Origin of the sequence: Kitasatospora sp. NPDC056273, assembly GCF_042268845.1 — a bacterium.
GTDB lineage: Bacteria > Actinomycetota > Actinomycetes > Streptomycetales > Streptomycetaceae > Kitasatospora.
The window spans coordinates 69,218-85,197 of sequence record NZ_JBHJSJ010000014.1; the positions used below are offsets into that span (position 1 = coordinate 69,218).

Annotated in this window: 14 protein-coding genes; 8 read left to right on the forward strand and 6 right to left on the reverse strand. The window is 72.0% G+C overall.

Annotated features, from left to right (window positions below; genetic code table 11):
• Positions 1–214: 214 nt before the first annotated feature.
• Positions 215–2,494, reverse strand: coding sequence for a M9 family metallopeptidase (locus tag ACFCY1_RS15275; RefSeq protein WP_375874845.1), 2,280 nt, complete (start codon positions 2,492–2,494; stop codon positions 215–217).
• Between the two features lie 409 nt (positions 2,495–2,903).
• Between ACFCY1_RS15275 and ACFCY1_RS15280 the strand changes: the two genes are divergently transcribed.
• Both ACFCY1_RS15280 and ACFCY1_RS15285 read left to right on the forward strand, forming a co-directional pair.
• Positions 2,904–3,506 (forward strand): superoxide dismutase, encoded by a 603-nt coding sequence (locus tag ACFCY1_RS15280; RefSeq protein WP_049649981.1) that lies wholly within the window; start codon positions 2,904–2,906, stop codon positions 3,504–3,506.
• A gap of 266 nt (positions 3,507–3,772) precedes the next feature.
• Entirely contained in the window at positions 3,773–4,801 is a 1,029-nt protein-coding gene (locus tag ACFCY1_RS15285; protein ID WP_375874846.1) for a glycosyltransferase family 2 protein, read from the forward strand.
• Between the two features lie 34 nt (positions 4,802–4,835).
• Here ACFCY1_RS15285 and ACFCY1_RS15290 read toward each other — a convergent pair whose 3' ends face one another.
• Positions 4,836–6,311, reverse strand: coding sequence for a PLP-dependent aminotransferase family protein (locus tag ACFCY1_RS15290; protein ID WP_375874847.1), 1,476 nt, complete (start codon positions 6,309–6,311; stop codon positions 4,836–4,838).
• 145 nt (positions 6,312–6,456) lie between these two features.
• Here ACFCY1_RS15290 and ACFCY1_RS15295 point away from each other — a divergent pair, with 145 nt between their 5' ends.
• From ACFCY1_RS15295 to ACFCY1_RS15305, 3 genes are all read left to right on the forward strand, one after another.
• Positions 6,457–7,692, forward strand: coding sequence for a Tm-1-like ATP-binding domain-containing protein (locus tag ACFCY1_RS15295; protein ID WP_375874848.1), 1,236 nt, complete (start codon positions 6,457–6,459; stop codon positions 7,690–7,692).
• Between the two features lie 52 nt (positions 7,693–7,744).
• On the forward strand, positions 7,745–8,569 hold the full coding sequence (locus tag ACFCY1_RS15300) for a phosphoenolpyruvate hydrolase family protein (RefSeq protein WP_375874849.1): 825 nt from the start codon (positions 7,745–7,747) through the stop codon (positions 8,567–8,569).
• Positions 8,570–8,800: 231 nt separating this feature from the next.
• Positions 8,801–9,616, forward strand: a complete 816-nt coding sequence (locus tag ACFCY1_RS15305) for an aminoglycoside 3'-phosphotransferase (RefSeq protein WP_375874850.1) — start codon at positions 8,801–8,803, stop codon at positions 9,614–9,616.
• Positions 9,617–9,894: 278 nt separating this feature from the next.
• On the opposite strand, the gene ACFCY1_RS15310 is transcribed toward ACFCY1_RS15305, so the two are convergent.
• Together ACFCY1_RS15310 and ACFCY1_RS15315 are read right to left on the reverse strand one after the other, a co-directional pair.
• Positions 9,895–11,073, reverse strand: coding sequence for a methyltransferase domain-containing protein (locus tag ACFCY1_RS15310; RefSeq protein ID WP_375874851.1), 1,179 nt, complete (start codon positions 11,071–11,073; stop codon positions 9,895–9,897).
• Positions 11,070–11,240, reverse strand: a complete 171-nt coding sequence (locus ACFCY1_RS15315) for a hypothetical protein (protein ID WP_375874852.1) — start codon at positions 11,238–11,240, stop codon at positions 11,070–11,072. Before ACFCY1_RS15315 ends, ACFCY1_RS15310 begins: the two co-directional genes overlap by 4 nt.
• 310 nt (positions 11,241–11,550) lie before the next feature.
• Between ACFCY1_RS15315 and ACFCY1_RS15320 the strand changes: the two genes are divergently transcribed.
• Genes ACFCY1_RS15320 through ACFCY1_RS15330 form a run of 3 tightly spaced genes read left to right on the forward strand, consistent with a single transcriptional unit; the run spans position 11,551 to position 13,601 of the window.
• Positions 11,551–12,402, forward strand: coding sequence for a helix-turn-helix domain-containing protein (locus ACFCY1_RS15320; RefSeq protein WP_375874853.1), 852 nt, complete (start codon positions 11,551–11,553; stop codon positions 12,400–12,402).
• 14 nt (positions 12,403–12,416) lie between these two features.
• A complete protein-coding gene (gene cyaB / locus ACFCY1_RS15325) occupies positions 12,417–12,986 on the forward strand; it encodes a class IV adenylate cyclase (RefSeq protein WP_375874854.1) in 570 nt (189 codons plus the stop codon).
• Positions 12,987–13,019: 33 nt separating this feature from the next.
• Positions 13,020–13,601 carry an HD family hydrolase gene (locus ACFCY1_RS15330; RefSeq protein ID WP_049649992.1) on the forward strand — a complete coding sequence of 194 codons (582 nt, stop codon included), beginning with the start codon at positions 13,020–13,022 and terminating at the stop codon, positions 13,599–13,601.
• A gap of 73 nt (positions 13,602–13,674) precedes the next feature.
• Here the strand turns inward: ACFCY1_RS15330 and ACFCY1_RS15335 are convergent, their stop codons facing one another.
• Entirely contained in the window at positions 13,675–14,757 is a 1,083-nt protein-coding gene (locus ACFCY1_RS15335; RefSeq protein WP_375874855.1) for a hypothetical protein, read from the reverse strand.
• A 236-nt stretch (positions 14,758–14,993) separates the two neighbouring features.
• Positions 14,994–15,980 carry a methylmalonyl Co-A mutase-associated GTPase MeaB gene (gene meaB / locus ACFCY1_RS15340; RefSeq protein WP_375874856.1) on the reverse strand — a complete coding sequence of 329 codons (987 nt, stop codon included), beginning with the start codon at positions 15,978–15,980 and terminating at the stop codon, positions 14,994–14,996.

Consider the following 15,980-nt stretch of genomic DNA (forward strand, 5'->3'; position numbering starts at 1 on the left):
TCATGGACACTAACCGAAACTTCGCCGCCCGGACACCCCCTCGGCAGAGGAATATGCGATCTCTTACGGGCCGTTGACGGCCTATTCGATGGCCGAATCGTTATAACCCCTGGATATCCCCGGGCGGGGGGGTCGGAACGGGAAAGCGAAAGGGCCCCGCGAAGTCGCGGGGCCCTGCTGCCTGCGGCAGTCGGTCGGTCGTGGGGCGTCGGTGTCAGTTGTAGGTCGTGGTGACCGTGACGCCGCCGAAGCCCTGCTGGGCGTAGAGGCTGAAGAAGACGTAGCCGGCCGGCGGGTTGGTGATGGTCAGGGTCTCACCGTTGCCGCCGGTGGCGGACTTGGCCGTGGAGGAGCCGGTGGTGGCCCAGGAGCCGGCGTTGTAGTAGAGGTCGGCGTTGCCGGTGCCCCCGCTGGTGGTGATGGTCAGCTGCTTCACGCCGGCCGGCAGGTTCAGGAAGCTGTAGCTGTAGTTCCCGGTGGTGGCGGCGACGTTGTCGCGGCGGCAGTTCTTGTCGTACTGCCGGGCGTCGGTGGCGGTGCAGAGCGGGGCCTTGGGCTGCTCGGTGGTGGGCAGCGAGCCGCAGTTGTCGGCGGCGCAGGCCTTGAGCCAGGTGGCGAAGTCGGCGTCGTACGCGGTGCCGATGGTGGTCTTCAGCAGCGTGCGGGCGCCGTTCCAGTCACCGGCGCGGTACTTGGCGAGCAGCGCGTCGACGTCCTGCGGGTGCGACTGGAGCATGTAGCGGACGGCCAGGTAGCCCCAGTTGTAGATCCGGGTGGAGTCCGCGTTGTCGTAGGTGGTGTCGAACAGGGTGCTCAGCGCGTAGGTGCCCTTGCCGGCCTGGGCGACCGCGTCGTCGTAGTGGGCGCCGCGGTAGCTGTAGGAGACGTACTCGGCGAGGCCCTCGACCCACCAGATGGTCGGGGTGGTCATGCCGGCCTCGAAGTCGCCGTACATGTCGTAGCGGCCGTCGAGGTAGTGGGTGTACTCGTGGTTGAGGTTCCAGATCTGGAACTGGGGGCGCAGCCAGGAGGCCTCGTGGGCGATGAAGCGGGCCTGGTTGCCGACCGTGGCCGGGTTGCCCTCCTCGTACATGCCGCCGTTGTCGACGTCGATCTTGTACATCTCCCAGGCGTACAGGCTGTAGTTGTAGTAGTCGTCGAAGACGACGACCTCGAGGTTGGTGTTGTTGTCGTTCGGAACCGGGCCGTTGTCCTTGACCACCTTGTGGAAGAACGCGTCCTGGTTGACCAGGCTGGTGCAGGTGTCGGCGAGCTGCTGCGCGGTCATGTCCTGGGCGCGGATGCGCAGGTTGGCGTTGCAGGTGTGGTCGACGGTGAGCACCAGCGGCACGAGCTTGGCCGGGACGTCACAGGTGCCGTAGTAGGAGCAGTTGCCGGCGTCCTTCTTCTCCGTGAACCAGAGCAGGTTCATGGTGAGCGGACCGGTGTTGCCGACCAGCGGGTAGCGGTTGATCAGGTCCTTGACGATCGGCCGGCCCTGGGCGCGCAGCGCGTCGTTGGCGACCAGGTTGCCGAGCTGGATGCCGATCTTGGTGACGGTGTCGCCGCCGTTGAGCTGGCCGCTGTTGCGGGTGACGAAGGACGACACGGTGGTCGCGAAGGCCGGGTCGGCCTGGAGGGCGGAGACGAACTCCGGCAGGTCGAAGCCGCGCTCGATGACGGTCTCGGTGTTGGCGACGGCGGTGGCCATCGTGGCGGGCCAGCTGCCGGTGTAGTCGTTCAGCAGCCGCTTGACGACGCCGGTGTAGCGGGCGTTCTCCTGGGCGCTGTCGATCAGGGTGACGGCCTCGGCGAGGGTGGCACCGTTGGCGTCGGTGGCGTCCTTGCTGTGCGGGGCGGCGTAGAAGGCGTCCAGCGCACCGCGGATGGCGGTCTGGAGGCCGGTGCCGTACGGGCCGACGACGTCCTTGTTGTACCACTGCACGTAGTAGCCGGCCCGCAGGAAGAGCACCAGCTGCCCGGCGGAGGTGGAGTTGTCGCCGGGGTAGGTGGCGGCGGTGTCGCGCAGGGCGTTGGCGACGGTCACCATCTGGGCCTCGTTGAAGGCGCCCTTGGCGTCGTTGCCGGTCAGCGTGAACAGGGTGTTGACGCAGTCGAGCCCGGCCCCCTTGACCTGCTGGACCAGCGCGGCACCGGACTTGCCGGTGAAGGCGGAGACGTCGCAGGCGGCGGCGGTGAGCGCCCGTGCCGACCTGGCGGCGCCGACGGTGCTGCCCGCCGTCGGGGCGGTGGCCTTGGCCTGCGGGTCCGAGACCAGCGGACGGGCGTCCTTGGGGGTGTCGGGGGACTTGGGCACCGGGATCGTGCGCGGTGCGGCGGTCTGGCCGGCCGAGGTGGCGGGCTGACCGGCCGGGGCGGCCGCGGGGGCGGCGGCCTGCGCCGCGGGTGCGAACAGGCCGAGCGAGAGGAGGAGGGCGGTGCCGAGCGCAGGGAGTCTGCGCGCGCCGTCCTTCGCTATCGAGGAGGGACGCATCTGTGGGGGCCTCCGGGGCCGTTGAGGGTGGGGGTGGCCGCGCTGCGTGGGGCGCACGGGCCTTGCTGTGTGACATGTAAAATGGCACAACGGCGAACACGGAGGGAAGCCCCGGGAACGGATTGCCGGTCTACGAGACCGAAACGTTGCCGGAGGGGCGCCGGTGCGGCGGAGTGACGGGCCGCCGGGGTGACGGGGCGTGCGGGCCGGGCGGGTCGGCCGGGTCGGCCGGGTCGGGGCGAGTCGGCTGGGCCGGGCAGGCCGGACGGGTGGTCAGCGGCGGTCATTGTGCCCGACGGGACGTGCGGGAATAAGCAGGAGCCCATGCTTCGTTCTTGCAACTGATACGCAATAGTGTTGTCCCGGCACGATCACCACCGTTCAACCCGCCGAAAGGGGCCGTGTCCTGATGGGCACCTACACGCTTCCCGACCTGCCGTACGACTACTCCGCGCTGGAGCGGGCGATGTCGGCCGAGATCCTGGAGCTGCACCACTCCAAGCACCACGCCGCGTACGTCAAGGGCGCCAACGACACCCTGGACCAGCTGGCCGAGGCCCGCGACAAGGAGCAGTTCGGCGGCCTGGTCGGCCTGCAGAAGACCTTCGCGTTCCACCTGTCGGGCCACGTGCTGCACTCGCTGTTCTGGCAGAACCTCTCGCCCGAGGGCGGCGACCGCCCCGAGGGCGAGCTGGCCGACGCCATCACCGAGCACTTCGGCAGCTTCGACGCCTTCAAGAAGCAGCTCACCACCGCCACCACCGGCGTGCAGGGCTCCGGCTGGGGCATCCTGTCCTGGGAGCCGCTCGGCCAGCGCCTGATCGTCGAGCAGGTCTACGACCACCACGGCAACGTCGGCCAGGGCACCACCCCGCTGCTGGCCTTCGACGCCTGGGAGCACGCCTACTACCTGCAGTACCGCAACGTCCGCCCGGACTACGTCACCCGCCTGTGGGACGTCGTCAACTGGCAGGACGTCTCGGACCGCTTCGCGGCCGTCAAGAGCGCCTGACCCGGTTCGGGTGACGGAGGGCCCCGGACCGGTCGGGCGGTCCGGGGCCCTCCCCTTGCGCCCCAAGGGGCGTCCCGCGCGGGCGCGTTGACGCCGGGCGCGGCCGACACCCCGGCGGACCGGTGATTGCACCGTTCCGCTCGCTCGATTCAACCCGGCGTTCGCCCGCGGGCCGCATACGGTCCGTATGCTCGGGCCACTGTCGGTGACCGGCGGTCGACGGCCGCCCGGCCCGTCCGCTCGTGTCCTGAGCGAAAGGCCGTGCGATGGCCCCGCGTCTCTCCCTCGTCGTCCCGATCTACAACGTCGAGCGCTACCTCGGGGAGTGCCTGGACTCGATCGCGGCCCAGACGTTCGAGGACTTCGAGTGCGTCCTGGTCGACGACGGCTCGACCGACGACGGCCCCGTCATCGCCGAGGAGTACACCGAGCGGGACGGGCGCTTCCGACTGGTCCGGCAGCGGAACCAGGGCCTCGGCGCCGCCCGCAACACCGGCTGGCGCCACCTCACCCCCGGCACCGAGTACCTGGCCTTCGTCGACAGCGACGACGTCGTGCCACCGCACGCCTACCAGCTGATGATCAGCACCCTCGACGGGACCGGCTCCGACTTCGCCGCCGGCAACGCCCTGCGGCTGCGCACCTCCGGCCTCAGCCCCTCGCACGCCCACCGCCGCCCGTTCCACGAGACCCGGCTGCGCACCCACATCGGCGAGACCCCCGCCCTCGTCACCGACCGCACCGCCTGGAACAAGGTCTACCGGCGCTCCTTCTTCGACGGCGCCGGCCTGACGTACCCCGAGGGCATCCTGTACGAGGACGCCCCGGTCAGCGTGCCCCACCACTTCCTCGCCGCACGCGTCGACGTGCTCGCCGACCCGGTCTACCACTGGCGGGTGCGCGAGGACGGCGACCTCTCCATCACCCAGAAGAAGACCGACCCGCGCGGTGTCGTCGACCGGGTCCGCTCGATGGAACTCGTCCGCGAATGGCTGCTCGCCCGCCCCGAACCCGCCTTCGCCGAGCACCTGCGCGCCTACGACCGCAACTGCCTGGTCGAGGAGATCCCGATGTTCTTCTGGACCGTCCCGGACGGCGACCGCGCCTACCGCGCCGCCTACCAGCAGCACGTCGCCCGGCTCCTCCGGGCCATCGGCCCCGAGGCCCAGGCCGGCCTCAGCCCCCAGCTCCGCCTCAAGTACCGGCTCACCCAGGCCGACTCCATGCCCGCCTTCGTCGCCGTCCAACGCGCCCACCGCCTCGCCCGCCGCACCCGCCAGGCCCTCCGCCGCTGAGCCGGGGGGGCGCGGGGCGGACGGGTACGGCGGCTCAGCGGACGGGACCGGCGCGGTCGGCGCTGTGCAGGAGGACGGGCAGGGCGGCGGCCAGCCGGTCGTACTGGTCGTGCGGGTCGTGCTGGTCCTGCCGGGCGGCGAACGGCAGCCGCAGGCGGCTGCGGAAGCCGTCGACGGCGGAGAAGGCGGGCCCGGGCACCACCAGCACCCCGGCCCGACGGGCCAGTTGGGCGGTGGCCTCGGCGTCGGTGCCGGGGAGCTCGACCCACAGCGCGGAGCCGCCGGCCGGCCGCTCCCAACGCCAGTGCGGCGCCTGCGCGGTGAGCAGCCGCTCGGCCGCGGCGAGGCGCTCGCGCAGCTGCGCGCGGCGCCGGGCCCGCGCCTCCGGCAGCCCCTGGAGCAGCCGCACCGCGAGCAGCTGCTCCACCACCGGGCAGGAGAGGTCGACGGACTTGCGGAGCTCGGCCAGGCGGTGGATGACCGGGCGGGAGGCGCGGATCCAGCCCAGCCGCAGGCCGCCCCAGTAGAGCTTGGAGAGGGTGCCGATGGTCGCGGCCGTGCCGTCCGGCAGCTGTGCGGCGAGCGGGGGCGGCGCGCCGTCCTCGGACAGGGACAGCTCCGCGTACGCGTTGTCCTCGACGGTGTACAGGCCGCGCTCGGCCAGGACGGCGACCCAGGCCCGTCGGGTCGGCCCGCTCATGGCGCGCCCGGTCGGGTTGTGCACGGCCGGCTGGAGGTACACCAGGCGCGGGCGGATCCGGCCGGTCAGCCGGGCCAGGGCGGCGGGCCCGTCGTCGTGCGCGTCGGTGGCGCGGGCCGCGCCGGAGCGGGAGCCGTACGCGGGCAGCGGCACCAGGCGTGCGCCCCGGGCGCGCAGCGCTTCCAGGGCGCCCCGGTAGGTCGGGTCCTCGACGACCACGGTGTCGCCCGGCTCGACCAGCCCCTGGGTGATCAGCCAGAGCGCCTGCTGGGACCCGGCCGTGACCAGGATCTGGTCCGGCGAGGTCGGCAGGCCGGCCACGCGGTACTGCTCGGCCAGCAGCTCGCGCAGCCGCGGCAGCCCGTACGGGAGGTAGCCGTCACCGGCGAGCGCGGCGGTGAGGTCCCGGCCGGACAGCGAGTCGAGGGCGTCCGCCACGGCGGGCAGGCCCTCCAGCGCCCCGCTGGAGAGGTCGACGACGCCGTCCCGGGTGCCGAAACTGGCGAGCCGCCCCTCGCCGACGGGCTCGCCGACCGCTCCCGAGGCGCGCAGCCGCGAGCCGCTGCCGTGCCGGCTCTCCAACCGCCCCTCCGCCTCCAGCAGCCCGTACGCGGAGGTGACGGTGGAGCGGCTGACCCCGAGGGCTGAGGCCAGCGCCCGCTGCGAGGGCAGCGCGGTGCCGGGGGCCACGTCGCCGCGCTCGGCCAGCTCGCGCAGCGCGTCCGCGAGCAGCCGCGGCAGGGCCCCCGGGCCATCGGCGGCCCAGCCGGTGAGCAGGCGCGACAGGCGGGTGGCGGGGATCCGGTCCATGCCGTCCATGATGCCCCGGTGGCCCCAGCCGCCATCCGGCCCGGTGGCCAGGCCGGATGGCAGGCCACTTGCCCGCAAGTGGTCTTTGCCGCCGTCCCGGCCCCGCCGGATGATCGGGGCACCGTCCGTTCAAAGGAGCAGGGACATGGCGACCGTCGTACTGGTCGGGACACTGGACACCAAGGGCGCGGAGTACGCGTGGCTCGCCGAGCGGCTGCGGGAGGACGGCTGCGAGGTGGTCATGGTCGACGCCGGCGTGCTGCCGCCGCCCCCCGGCACGCCCGCCGCCGACCTCGGCCCGGAGGAGGTCGCCCGGGCCGCCGGGCACGACCTGGCGGCGCTGCGCTCCGCGGGCGACCGCGGGGCGGCCGTGACGGCGATGGCTCAGGGCGCCGAGCGGCTGGTCGGCGAGCTGTACCGGTCGGGCCGGCTGCACGCCGTCCTGGCGGTGGCGGGCAGCGGCGGGTCGTCCATCGCGGCCCGCGCGATGCAGGCGCTGCCGGTCGGCGTGCCCAAGCTGCTGGTGTCCACCATGGCGGGCGGGGACGTGGCACCGTACGTGGGCAGCAGCGACGTCACCCTGATGTACAGCGTGGTGGACGTCGCGGGCATCAACTCGGTGTCCTCGCTGATCCTCGGGAACGCGGCGGCGGCCGCCGCGGGCATGGCCGTCCGGCACGAGCGGGTGCTGGCCGCCCCGCGTCCGCACGGCCGCCCGCTGGTCGGCGCCAGCATGTTCGGCGTGACCACGCCCGCGGTCGACGCCGCCCGCGAGCGCCTGGACGAACTCGGCTACGAGGTCCTGGTGTTCCACGCCACCGGAGCCGGCGGCCGGGCGCTGGAGAAGCTGGTCGCGGGCGGCTTCCTGGCCGGCGTCCTGGACCTGACCACCACCGAACTCGCGGACGAACTGGTCGGCGGCGTGCTCAGCGCCGGGCCCGACCGGCTGACCGCGGCCGGACGGGCCGGCATCCCCCAGGTGGTCGCGCCGGGCGCGCTGGACATGGTCAACTTCGGCCCCCGGGAGACCGTTCCGGAGCGCTTCGCCGAGCGCCGGCTGCTGGTCCACAACCCCACCGTGACCCTGATGCGCACCACCGCCGAGGAGATGTCCGCCGTCGGCGCCGACCTCGGGCACAAGCTCAACGCGGCGCGCGGCCCGGTGACGGTGCTCTGGCCGCTCGGCGGGGTGTCCGCCGTGGACGCGCCGGGCGGGCCGTTCCACGACCCGGCCGCCGACCGGGCCGGCCTGGCGGCGCTGCGCTCGGCGCTGGCCGGCGGCCCGGTCGAACTGCGCGAACTGGACGCCCACCTGAACGACCCTGCCTTCGCCGTCGCGGCCGCCGACCGGCTGCACCAGCTGATCACCGCGCACGCCTGACCGTTGCCGTTACCCCCCATCGAACGACACCCACCGAACGAGGAGCCCACCCGTGAACCGCACCGAAGCCCTGGCCCGCCTGACCGCGCAGATCACCGCCGGGAAGCCGGTCATCGGAGCCGGCGCCGGCACCGGCCTGTCCGCCAAGTGCGCGGAGGCCGGCGGCGTCGACCTGCTGATCATCTACAACTCGGGCCGCTACCGGATGGCCGGCCGCGGCTCGCTGGCGGGCCTGATGCCGTACGGCGACGCCAACGCCATCGTGCTGGAGATGGCGGGGGAGGTCCTGCCGGTGGTCCGCGAGGTGCCGGTGCTCGCCGGGGTGTGCGGCACCGACCCGTTCCGGATCATGGGCAACTTCCTGGACCAGCTGAAGGCCGTCGGCTTCACCGGGGTGCAGAACTTCCCCACGGTCGGACTGATCGACGGCACGTTCCGGGCGAACCTGGAGGAGACCGGGATGGGCTTCGGCCTGGAGGTCGACATGATCCGCCAGGCCCACGAGCGCGAACTGCTCACCGCCCCCTACGTGTTCCACCCGGAGCAGGCCGCCGACATGGCCCGGGCCGGCGCCGACGTGCTCGTCCCGCACGTCGGGCTCACCACCAAGGGCTCCATCGGCGCGGCCACCGCGCTCACCCTCGACCAGGCGGCGGCCGCCGTACAGGAGATGCACGACGCCGCGAAGCGGGTCAACCCGGAGATCATCGTGCTCTGCCACGGCGGCCCGATCGCCGAACCCGAGGACGCCCGCTACGTGCTGGAGCACACCACCGGGATCGCCGGGTTCTTCGGCGCCTCCTCGATGGAACGGCTGCCCACCGAACGCGCCATCACGGAGCAGGCCCGCGCGTTCAAGTCCCTGCCGCTCGGCTGAGCACGGCGGGCGGTGGCCGGACGGCGGCGTACCCGGGAACGGGAGCGCCGCCGCCCCGCCCTCCCGGCGGCGGGAAGTCCCGGTGCCGGCGCGGTCCGCGTCCCGACCGACGACCGGTCGGTCGGTCGGTCGAGGACCTCGCCCAGGACGTCCTCCGGGCCGCCGCCTGGTAGCGGCGGAGCCCCGCAAAACGGTTGGCAGGCTGCCACCCGCCCCGGTGAGAATGGGCGGATGATCGCCGCCGCGCCCCAGGGCCCCGTCCAGCCGCCACCCGTCGTCACCGAGCTCGCGGCCGGACGGCCGGTCCGGGCCGTCTGGGAGAACGAACTCGGCGGACTGACCTTCCAGCTCGGCCACGGCGACACCCGGCAGTTCGTGAAGTGGACGCCGGCCGGCAGCGGCACCGGCACCGGCATCGACCTCGCGGCGGAGGCGGTCCGCCTGCGCTGGGCCGCGAGCTTCGCCGTGGTGCCACCGGTCATCGGCGAGGGCGCCGACGAAACCGGATCCTGGCTCGTCACCCAGGGCCTGCCCGGCCGGTCGGCCGTGGACGAGCACTGGAAGCGCGACCCCGCCACCGCCGTCCGCGCCATCGGCGCCGGCCTGCGCGCGCTCCACGACGCACTGCCCGTCGCGGACTGCCCCTTCGACTGGTCCGCCGAAGCACGCCTGACGAACGCCCGGGCCAAGGCGGAAGCGGGCCGCACCGACCCGGCCGACTGGCCGGAGGAACTGCGCCACCACGGCACCGTCGAACGCGCCCTGGCCACCCTCGCCGACATCCCCCCGATCGACCACCTCGTCGTCTGCCACGGCGACGCCTGCGCCCCCAACACCCTGATCGGCGACGACGGCACCCACACCGGCCACGTCGACCTCGGCACCCTCGGCCTCGCCGACCGCTGGGCCGACCTCGCCATCGCCACCTGGAGCACCCAGTGGAACTACGGCCCGGGCTGGGAGCAGCCGCTGCTCGACGCCTACGGCATCGCCCCCGACCCGGACCGGACCGCCTACTACCGGTTGCTGTGGGAACTGACGGACTGAGCCCCGCATCGGCCAGGAGGTGGCCGCTGCGATTCTCGAACAACCGGGGCCTGGCGAGATCCCGTACCGCATCCGCGCATGAGCGATAGGTGGTGGCCGTCCTCTCGGAGTGGCCGGACATGGTCGAGTTCCGGCTCACTGCCGTCCAGGCGGGCATCCGGCGCGTCCGGCTGCCACCGCAGCCGGACGCGCTCAACAGGCACCAACTGCTCCGGACCCCAGAGCCGAGGGGGCGCGCAGGGGTGTGCCCGGGAGCGGGTGCGGTCCTACCGCAAGGGCTACCCGTTCGCCGGGTCGTCGAGCCAGGCGGTGTGCCCCTCGGGCGTGACGGTCAAGCCGAACCGGTCCGGCCCGGGGCGGTCGTTGTCGAGCCACCAGCGGTGAGCGGCCTCGACCTCCTCCCAGAGCCGGCGCCGGCCGTGCTGCCACACCGTGTAGCGCTCGGTGTTCTCGCGGCCGTCCCAGTCGACGGCCGCCCAGGAGCCGCCGTCGGTCGTTGCCACCCAGAGGCGGGTCACCACGCCTTCGACCTCGGGGCCGTGGTGCCAGGCGTACCAGAGGTCGCCGAGGCGGTGGCCGAGGGCGAACTGGGTCTCGAAGGCGGAATCCGCGACAGCCCACGGGTCGAGGGCGGTCGTGGACTCGGTGGGCACGTGCTCGTCCAGGGCGACGTCCCGGAAGAGCCGGAGGTCGAGGCGCTGGGTACGCATCAGCATGAAGGCGCTGTCAGGGGTGTAACGGCCGCTGGCGGTCCCGTCGTCGCCGACGGTGAGGCGGAGCAGTCCGCCGTGACTCCAGTCGTCGCACCACGGGGTGAGGATGACTCCGCCAGGCCGGCTCTGGCGGATCCAAGCGTACGGAACCCGCCGTACCGAGCACGTGGCCACCACACGGTCGTATGGCGCTTGGACGCCCCAGCCGAGACCTCCGTCACCCCGGACCACGGTGGGGGCGTAGCCGGTGGCCTTGAGGTTGGAACGAGCGAGTTCGGCGAGGACGGGATCGATCTCGATCGTGGTCACGTTGGCGTCACCCAGCCGGTGGGACAGGAGAGCTGCGTTGAACCCGGTGCCCGTGCCGATTTCGAGGATCCTCATCCCCGGTTCGACGTCCAGGAGTTCGAGCATCCGGACGACGATCGACGGGGCGGAAGCCGAGGAGGACGGAAGGGCGTCGGACGGGTCCTTCACCTCCTGCCCGTCGTTGATCTGCGTCACCACCGGCTCGTCCGCGTAGGCGGCGGCCAACCACCGGTCGGGCTCGCGTCCACGGTCGCACGGCGTGAGGGAGCCGCCGTCGGGCCCCAGCCAAATGCGGTCAGGGAGAAAACGGTGGCGCGGGGTCGCTTCGGCCGCCTTGCGCCACTCCGGGGCCACGTCGTGGCCGAGCTGGCGGGAAACAGCCTGCAGCAGGCCGGTCGTTCCGGCCTGCCGCAGACTCTTCTGGCTGGTGGTCACTTCTTGTCGTTGTCCTTGCCGTGCTTGCTGGTGGACTTTCCCGACTGGTGATCCTGGTTCTGCGGCGTCGTGTTGAAGTCCTTCTTGCCGGCGTGCTTGCCCTGACCGCCGTCGTTGGCGCCGCTGCCGCCGCCGGAGCTTCCGCCCTTGCCGAGGCCCCATCCCATGGGAGTCTCCTACCTGGTCGTGGTGGTCGTCGTGGAGTTGCGGCCGGTCGGCCCGCTCACCGGCATGTCCGGCCCGGGGCCGGGAGGCGCCGGCGGCCTCGGGGGTTTGGGCTGTGGGGTGGTCATGTGTCCGCTCCTGTCGTTCGCCGCGTCCGCGTGTCATGGCCGTTCTGGGACTGCCGAGTTCGATCCGGTTCGCCCTCGTCCGCACTGTCGGCCGCGCATCCAGAATCGAGTCACCGAACGCAGTCGGCGATGTCCAGACGGTAATCTCACGGTGGAATGGATCGATTGACGAGGGGTTCGCCTCATGGGCACTGCGCTCGAACCGATCAGGCTGGCCGACCTCGCCTGGCAGAACGAGCAGGTGCGGTGCGCGCTGCGGGACCGCGATGTCGCCGCGCTGTTCCGCTATGTGCAGCACCACAGCGGCGCGAGTCAGGCCCGGTTGGCGGTTCAGGTGGGTATGACGCAAGGCCGGGTGAACGAGATCCTCAACGGCCGTCGGCTGGTGACGAAGCTGAACGTCTTCGAGCGGATCGCCGACGGGCTCAACCTTCCCGACGATGCGCGGCGGCTACTCGGGCTGGCACCACGGCCGGACGGCCGACGGGCGTCCGGATCAGCCTTTGATCTGGCAGCGTTCCCCGAGATCGTCCGTGTGTACGGCGACCAGGAATCGGCCTCCGCCGAGATCCAGTGTGCGGCGGGATCGGCAGCCGAACTCGACGTCCTGGCCGTGCGTGGCCTTGGTCTCCTCGCCCTGCGGGATTCCCTGTTGCGTCAGCACCTGCGCCGCGATGGCGGCCCCGCCCCCCGTCTGCGGGTGCTGCTCCTCGATCCGGAGTCGCCGGCTGCCGAGTTCCGTGCCGCCGAGATCGGAGAATCCACGGCTTCGCTGGCCGGAGGTATCCGACTGGCGGAGGCCCGGCTGCGGGAGCTGTCCGACTACGGACAGGTCGAGGTCTACCGGTACCGCACGATGCCTGTGTGGCGGATCATCCGGCTGGACCGCACCCTGTTCGTCGGAGCCTTCGACGCGGATTGGGAAGGGCACGAGTCGGCAACCTATAAGGTGCTGCCCACTCCGCACGGCCCCTTGTACCGGGGCTGGTGCCGGCAGTTCGATGCCATGGTGGACAGTGCCGAGCGTGTGATCTGAGGGAAGGCAGAGGGATGGCGATCGAAGCGGAGCTCAAGGCGATCGTGCGGGACCCGGAGGGCGTGCTCAAGCAGCTGGAGGAGCGGTACGGTTCCGGCCGGGCCGAGGTCTACCGGGACACGTACTATGACGCGCCGGACGGCAGTCTGATGGGCGCTGACCGGGAGCTGCGGATCCGTACCGTGCACAGCCAGGACGACACGCGCACCGTGCTGACGTACAAGGACGCCCGGGTGGACGAGGCGTCCGGGTCGAAGCCGGAGGCCGAGACCAGGGTCGCGGATGCCGACGCGATGCACGAGATCGTCCGGGGCCTCGGCTTCACTCCGCGAATCGCGTTCGAGAAGCGGTGCCGCAACTACAGCTTCCAGCAGGACGGGTGGCCTGTGCTGGCCACGCTCGTTCGCGTTCCGGAACTGGATGGCGCGACGTTCATCGAGGTGGAGACATCGGTTGCCACGGCGGCTGAGCTCACCCCCGCCCTCTCCCTGGTCCGTGCCGTACTCGGAGAACTCGGCATCAGCGAGGACGACTTGACCACCGAGTTGTACACCGATGCGGTTGCGGCGGCCCGGCCCGCGTAACGTCGGTCGTGGCGTGGATGAGAGGAGTCGGCAGTGACGGACGATCTGGGCTCGGTGGCGAGGTTCCTGTTCGAAGCCGGGACGCTCAAGCAGACCAAGCGCACGGGCTGGTGGATGGCCGGTGTCCGTGACCCCGAGTCGGTCGCCGAGCACTCCTGGCGGGCCGCGTTGATCGCCTCGGTCATCGCCAGGCTCGAAGGCGCCGATCCGGCGCAGGCCGCGTTCCTGGCGGTCTGGCACGACTCCCAGGAATCGCGCACCGGGGACGTCAACCACCTGGGCAAGAAGTACGCGCCGAGTGCGGATCCGGTGGCGGTGACGGCCGACCAAGTCGGGGGAATGCCGGACGTCCTGGCCTCGACCATCAGGGACCTCGTCGCGGAGTACGAGGCGAAGGAGTCGTTGGAGGCGGTCTGCGCCCGGGACGCGGACAAGCTGGAATGCCTGATCCAGGGCGTCGAGTACAAGGCGCAGGGCTACGCGAACGCGCAGCGGTGGATCGACAACAGCCGCGGCCGGCTCACCACGAAGACCGCGAACGACCTCGCCGATGCCGTCCTGGCGACCGATTCCCTCGACTGGCTGCGGGCCGCTCTCGGCGAGAAGCCGATGTGACGCGGTCAGCGGCGGGCTCCCTCCGGCCAGATCACCCCGACCGGGACGCCTTCATGATGCGGAGGCTCATGGCTCACGCGGCCTTCTGCTGTGCGACCTCGCGGGTGCGCTCCAGGAGTCGGCGCACCGTGCCGTTGGCGGCGTGGGCCGGGAGGGCGGTGTTCAGTGCGCGGAAGTGTTCGTCGCCGCGGACGGAGCTGAGCGTGACGTAGTCGTCCAGGAAGGTGTCCCAGGTGGCGCAGGCGGCTTCGACGTGGCCGAGTTCCATCTGCCGACGGGCGAGCAGGCCGTTGCCGTGCACGCGGCCCTGCTTCTCGTTGGCGGGGCGGGCCCGGTCGGAGAGCTGGAGCTCCTTGACTGCCCCCGGGAGGTCGCCGAGTTCGTACAGCACGTGCGAGACGTGGAAGTGGTACGCGCTCTGGTCGTAGCCGCCGATGGAGTCGTTGCGGCCGTCGGCCTGGGCCAGCGCCGTCTCGGTCTCGGCGAGGCGTGCGAAGGCCTGGCGCCGGTCCTTCACCATGGCGGCGCCGTGCGCCTGTTGGCCGGTGAGGAAGGCCCGCAGGCGGGGGCCGGAGGCCGGAGCGGCCTCGGCGGCCGAGTCGGCGAGTTCGAGGGCTTTTGGACCGTAGCCGAGGTTGGACGCCTGGAGTGCCATGCCACGCAGGGTGCGGCAGTACGTCACGTGGTCCTGGGCTTCCCGCGCGAGCTTGAGGGCCTGGACGTAGTACTTCTGGCCGAGGCCGTGGGCGGTCTCGTACATCGCCATCCAGCCGGTGAGGTAGGTGAGATCGGCGGCTGCCGACAGCAGGTCGGCCTTCACCTGGGTCGTGCCGGACGCCTGGAGCCAGGGCCCGACCGAGTTGACCAGGAACGCCGCAGCCATCGGGCGGGCGTGGGCGGCGCCGAGCTCGTCGAGGATGCCGGCGATCCGGTCGGTCACCGTCCGTACGGTCTGGACCTCGCCGTCGCCGACACGCACGGTTCGGCCCGCGGCGGCACGGGTGATCCGCTCGGGGCTCTCGTCGAACTCCGGCAGTGTCAGGGTCAGTGAGTAGAGACCGGCGGTCAGGACGCCACGGCGTGAGGGGTCCATGTCGGACCTGCCGATCGACCGTGCGGCGAGCTCGGGGTTGGGTGTGCGCGGTCGAGGGGTCATCGCGGTCCCGTCCTCTGTGCAACCGGTTCAACGGCTGCATCAGCATCTCCGGTTCTCCACGTCGATGTACCCGAGTTGACTCGTTGTCAGCCGTTCGGGCGACGGAAGAGGGCCAGAACGGGCCTGGCATGGCGTGGAGTTGTCGGGCTGCGACCGGATGGGATTCCCAGGAGAACCCGAGAAGCGCCGTGCCCCACGCGGGGGTGGGGCACGGCGCTCGGTCTGCGAGACCCGGGTCAGGCGAAGAAGGCGTCCAGGATCTGCTGGGCCGCCAGCCCCGCCGGGAGGGTGCCGGCGCGGACCTTGGCTTCCAACTCGGGGGTCAGGCGCCGTACTTCGGGGTTCTCGTGGAGGCGGGCGTAGAGCTGGTCGTGGACCATGGACCAGGTCCACTCGACCTGCTGGTCGCGGCGCTTCGCCGCCAGCGCGCCCGTGGCGTCCAGCACCTTGCGGTGCTGCTGCAGCCGCTCCCACAGGACGTCCAGGCCCGCGCCGTCGAGGCCGCTGCAGGTGAGCACCGGCGGTGTCCAGGCGGCGTCCGGGGCCTGCAATAGCCGTAGCGCGCCCGCGAGTTCGCGGGCCGCCGCCTTGGCGTCGCGCTCGTGCGGGCCGTCGGCCTTGTTGACGGCGATGACGTCCGCCAGCTCCAGGACGCCCTTCTTGATGCCCTGGAGCTGGTCGCCGGTCCGCGCCAGGCTGAGCAGCAGGAAGGTGTCGACCATCCCGGCCACCGTCGTCTCGGACTGGCCGACGCCGACCGTTTCGATGAGGACGACGTCGTACCCCGCCGCCTCCATCACCACCATGGACTCACGGGTGGCCTTGGCGACTCCGCCGAGCGTGCCGGACGTGGGGGAGGGTCGGACGAAGGCGGCAGGGTCGACGGCGAGGCGCTCCATCCGGGTCTTGTCACCCAGGATGGAGCCGCCCGTCCGGCTGGAGGTCGGGTCGACGGCGAGCACCGCGACCCGGTGGCCCTGGCCGGTCAGCATCGTCCCGAAGGCGTCGATGAAGGTCGACTTGCCGACACCGGGCACGCCCGTGATGCCCACCCGGACCGCGCCGCCGGCGTGCGGCAGCAGCCGTTGGAGCAGCTGCTGCGCGAGTGCGCGGTGGTCGGGTCGGGAGGACTCGACGAGGGTGACGGCGCGCGCGATCCAGGCGCGCGAGCCGTCGAGTACGCCCGTCACATAGCTGTCGAGGTCGATCGTCCGCGGAGGCAT

Bases quoted from the DNA above. Each gene is read 5' to 3' on its own strand.
- ACFCY1_RS15275 (WP_375874845.1), bottom strand. From the start codon at position 2,494: ATGCGTCCCTCCTCGATAGCGAAGGACGGCGCGCGCAGACTCCCTGCG.
- ACFCY1_RS15280 (WP_049649981.1), top strand. From the start codon at position 2,904: ATGGGCACCTACACGCTTCCCGACCTGCCGTACGACTACTCCGCGCTG.
- ACFCY1_RS15285 (WP_375874846.1), top strand. From the start codon at position 3,773: ATGGCCCCGCGTCTCTCCCTCGTCGTCCCGATCTACAACGTCGAGCGC.
- ACFCY1_RS15290 (WP_375874847.1), bottom strand. From the start codon at position 6,311: ATGGACCGGATCCCCGCCACCCGCCTGTCGCGCCTGCTCACCGGCTGG.
- ACFCY1_RS15295 (WP_375874848.1), top strand. From the start codon at position 6,457: ATGGCGACCGTCGTACTGGTCGGGACACTGGACACCAAGGGCGCGGAG.
- ACFCY1_RS15305 (WP_375874850.1), top strand. From the start codon at position 8,801: ATGATCGCCGCCGCGCCCCAGGGCCCCGTCCAGCCGCCACCCGTCGTC.
- ACFCY1_RS15315 (WP_375874852.1), bottom strand. From the start codon at position 11,240: ATGGGATGGGGCCTCGGCAAGGGCGGAAGCTCCGGCGGCGGCAGCGGC.
- ACFCY1_RS15320 (WP_375874853.1), top strand. From the start codon at position 11,551: ATGGGCACTGCGCTCGAACCGATCAGGCTGGCCGACCTCGCCTGGCAG.
- cyaB (WP_375874854.1), top strand. From the start codon at position 12,417: ATGGCGATCGAAGCGGAGCTCAAGGCGATCGTGCGGGACCCGGAGGGC.
- ACFCY1_RS15335 (WP_375874855.1), bottom strand. From the start codon at position 14,757: ATGACCCCTCGACCGCGCACACCCAACCCCGAGCTCGCCGCACGGTCG.
- meaB (WP_375874856.1), bottom strand. From the start codon at position 15,980: ATGCCTCCGCGGACGATCGACCTCGACAGCTATGTGACGGGCGTACTC.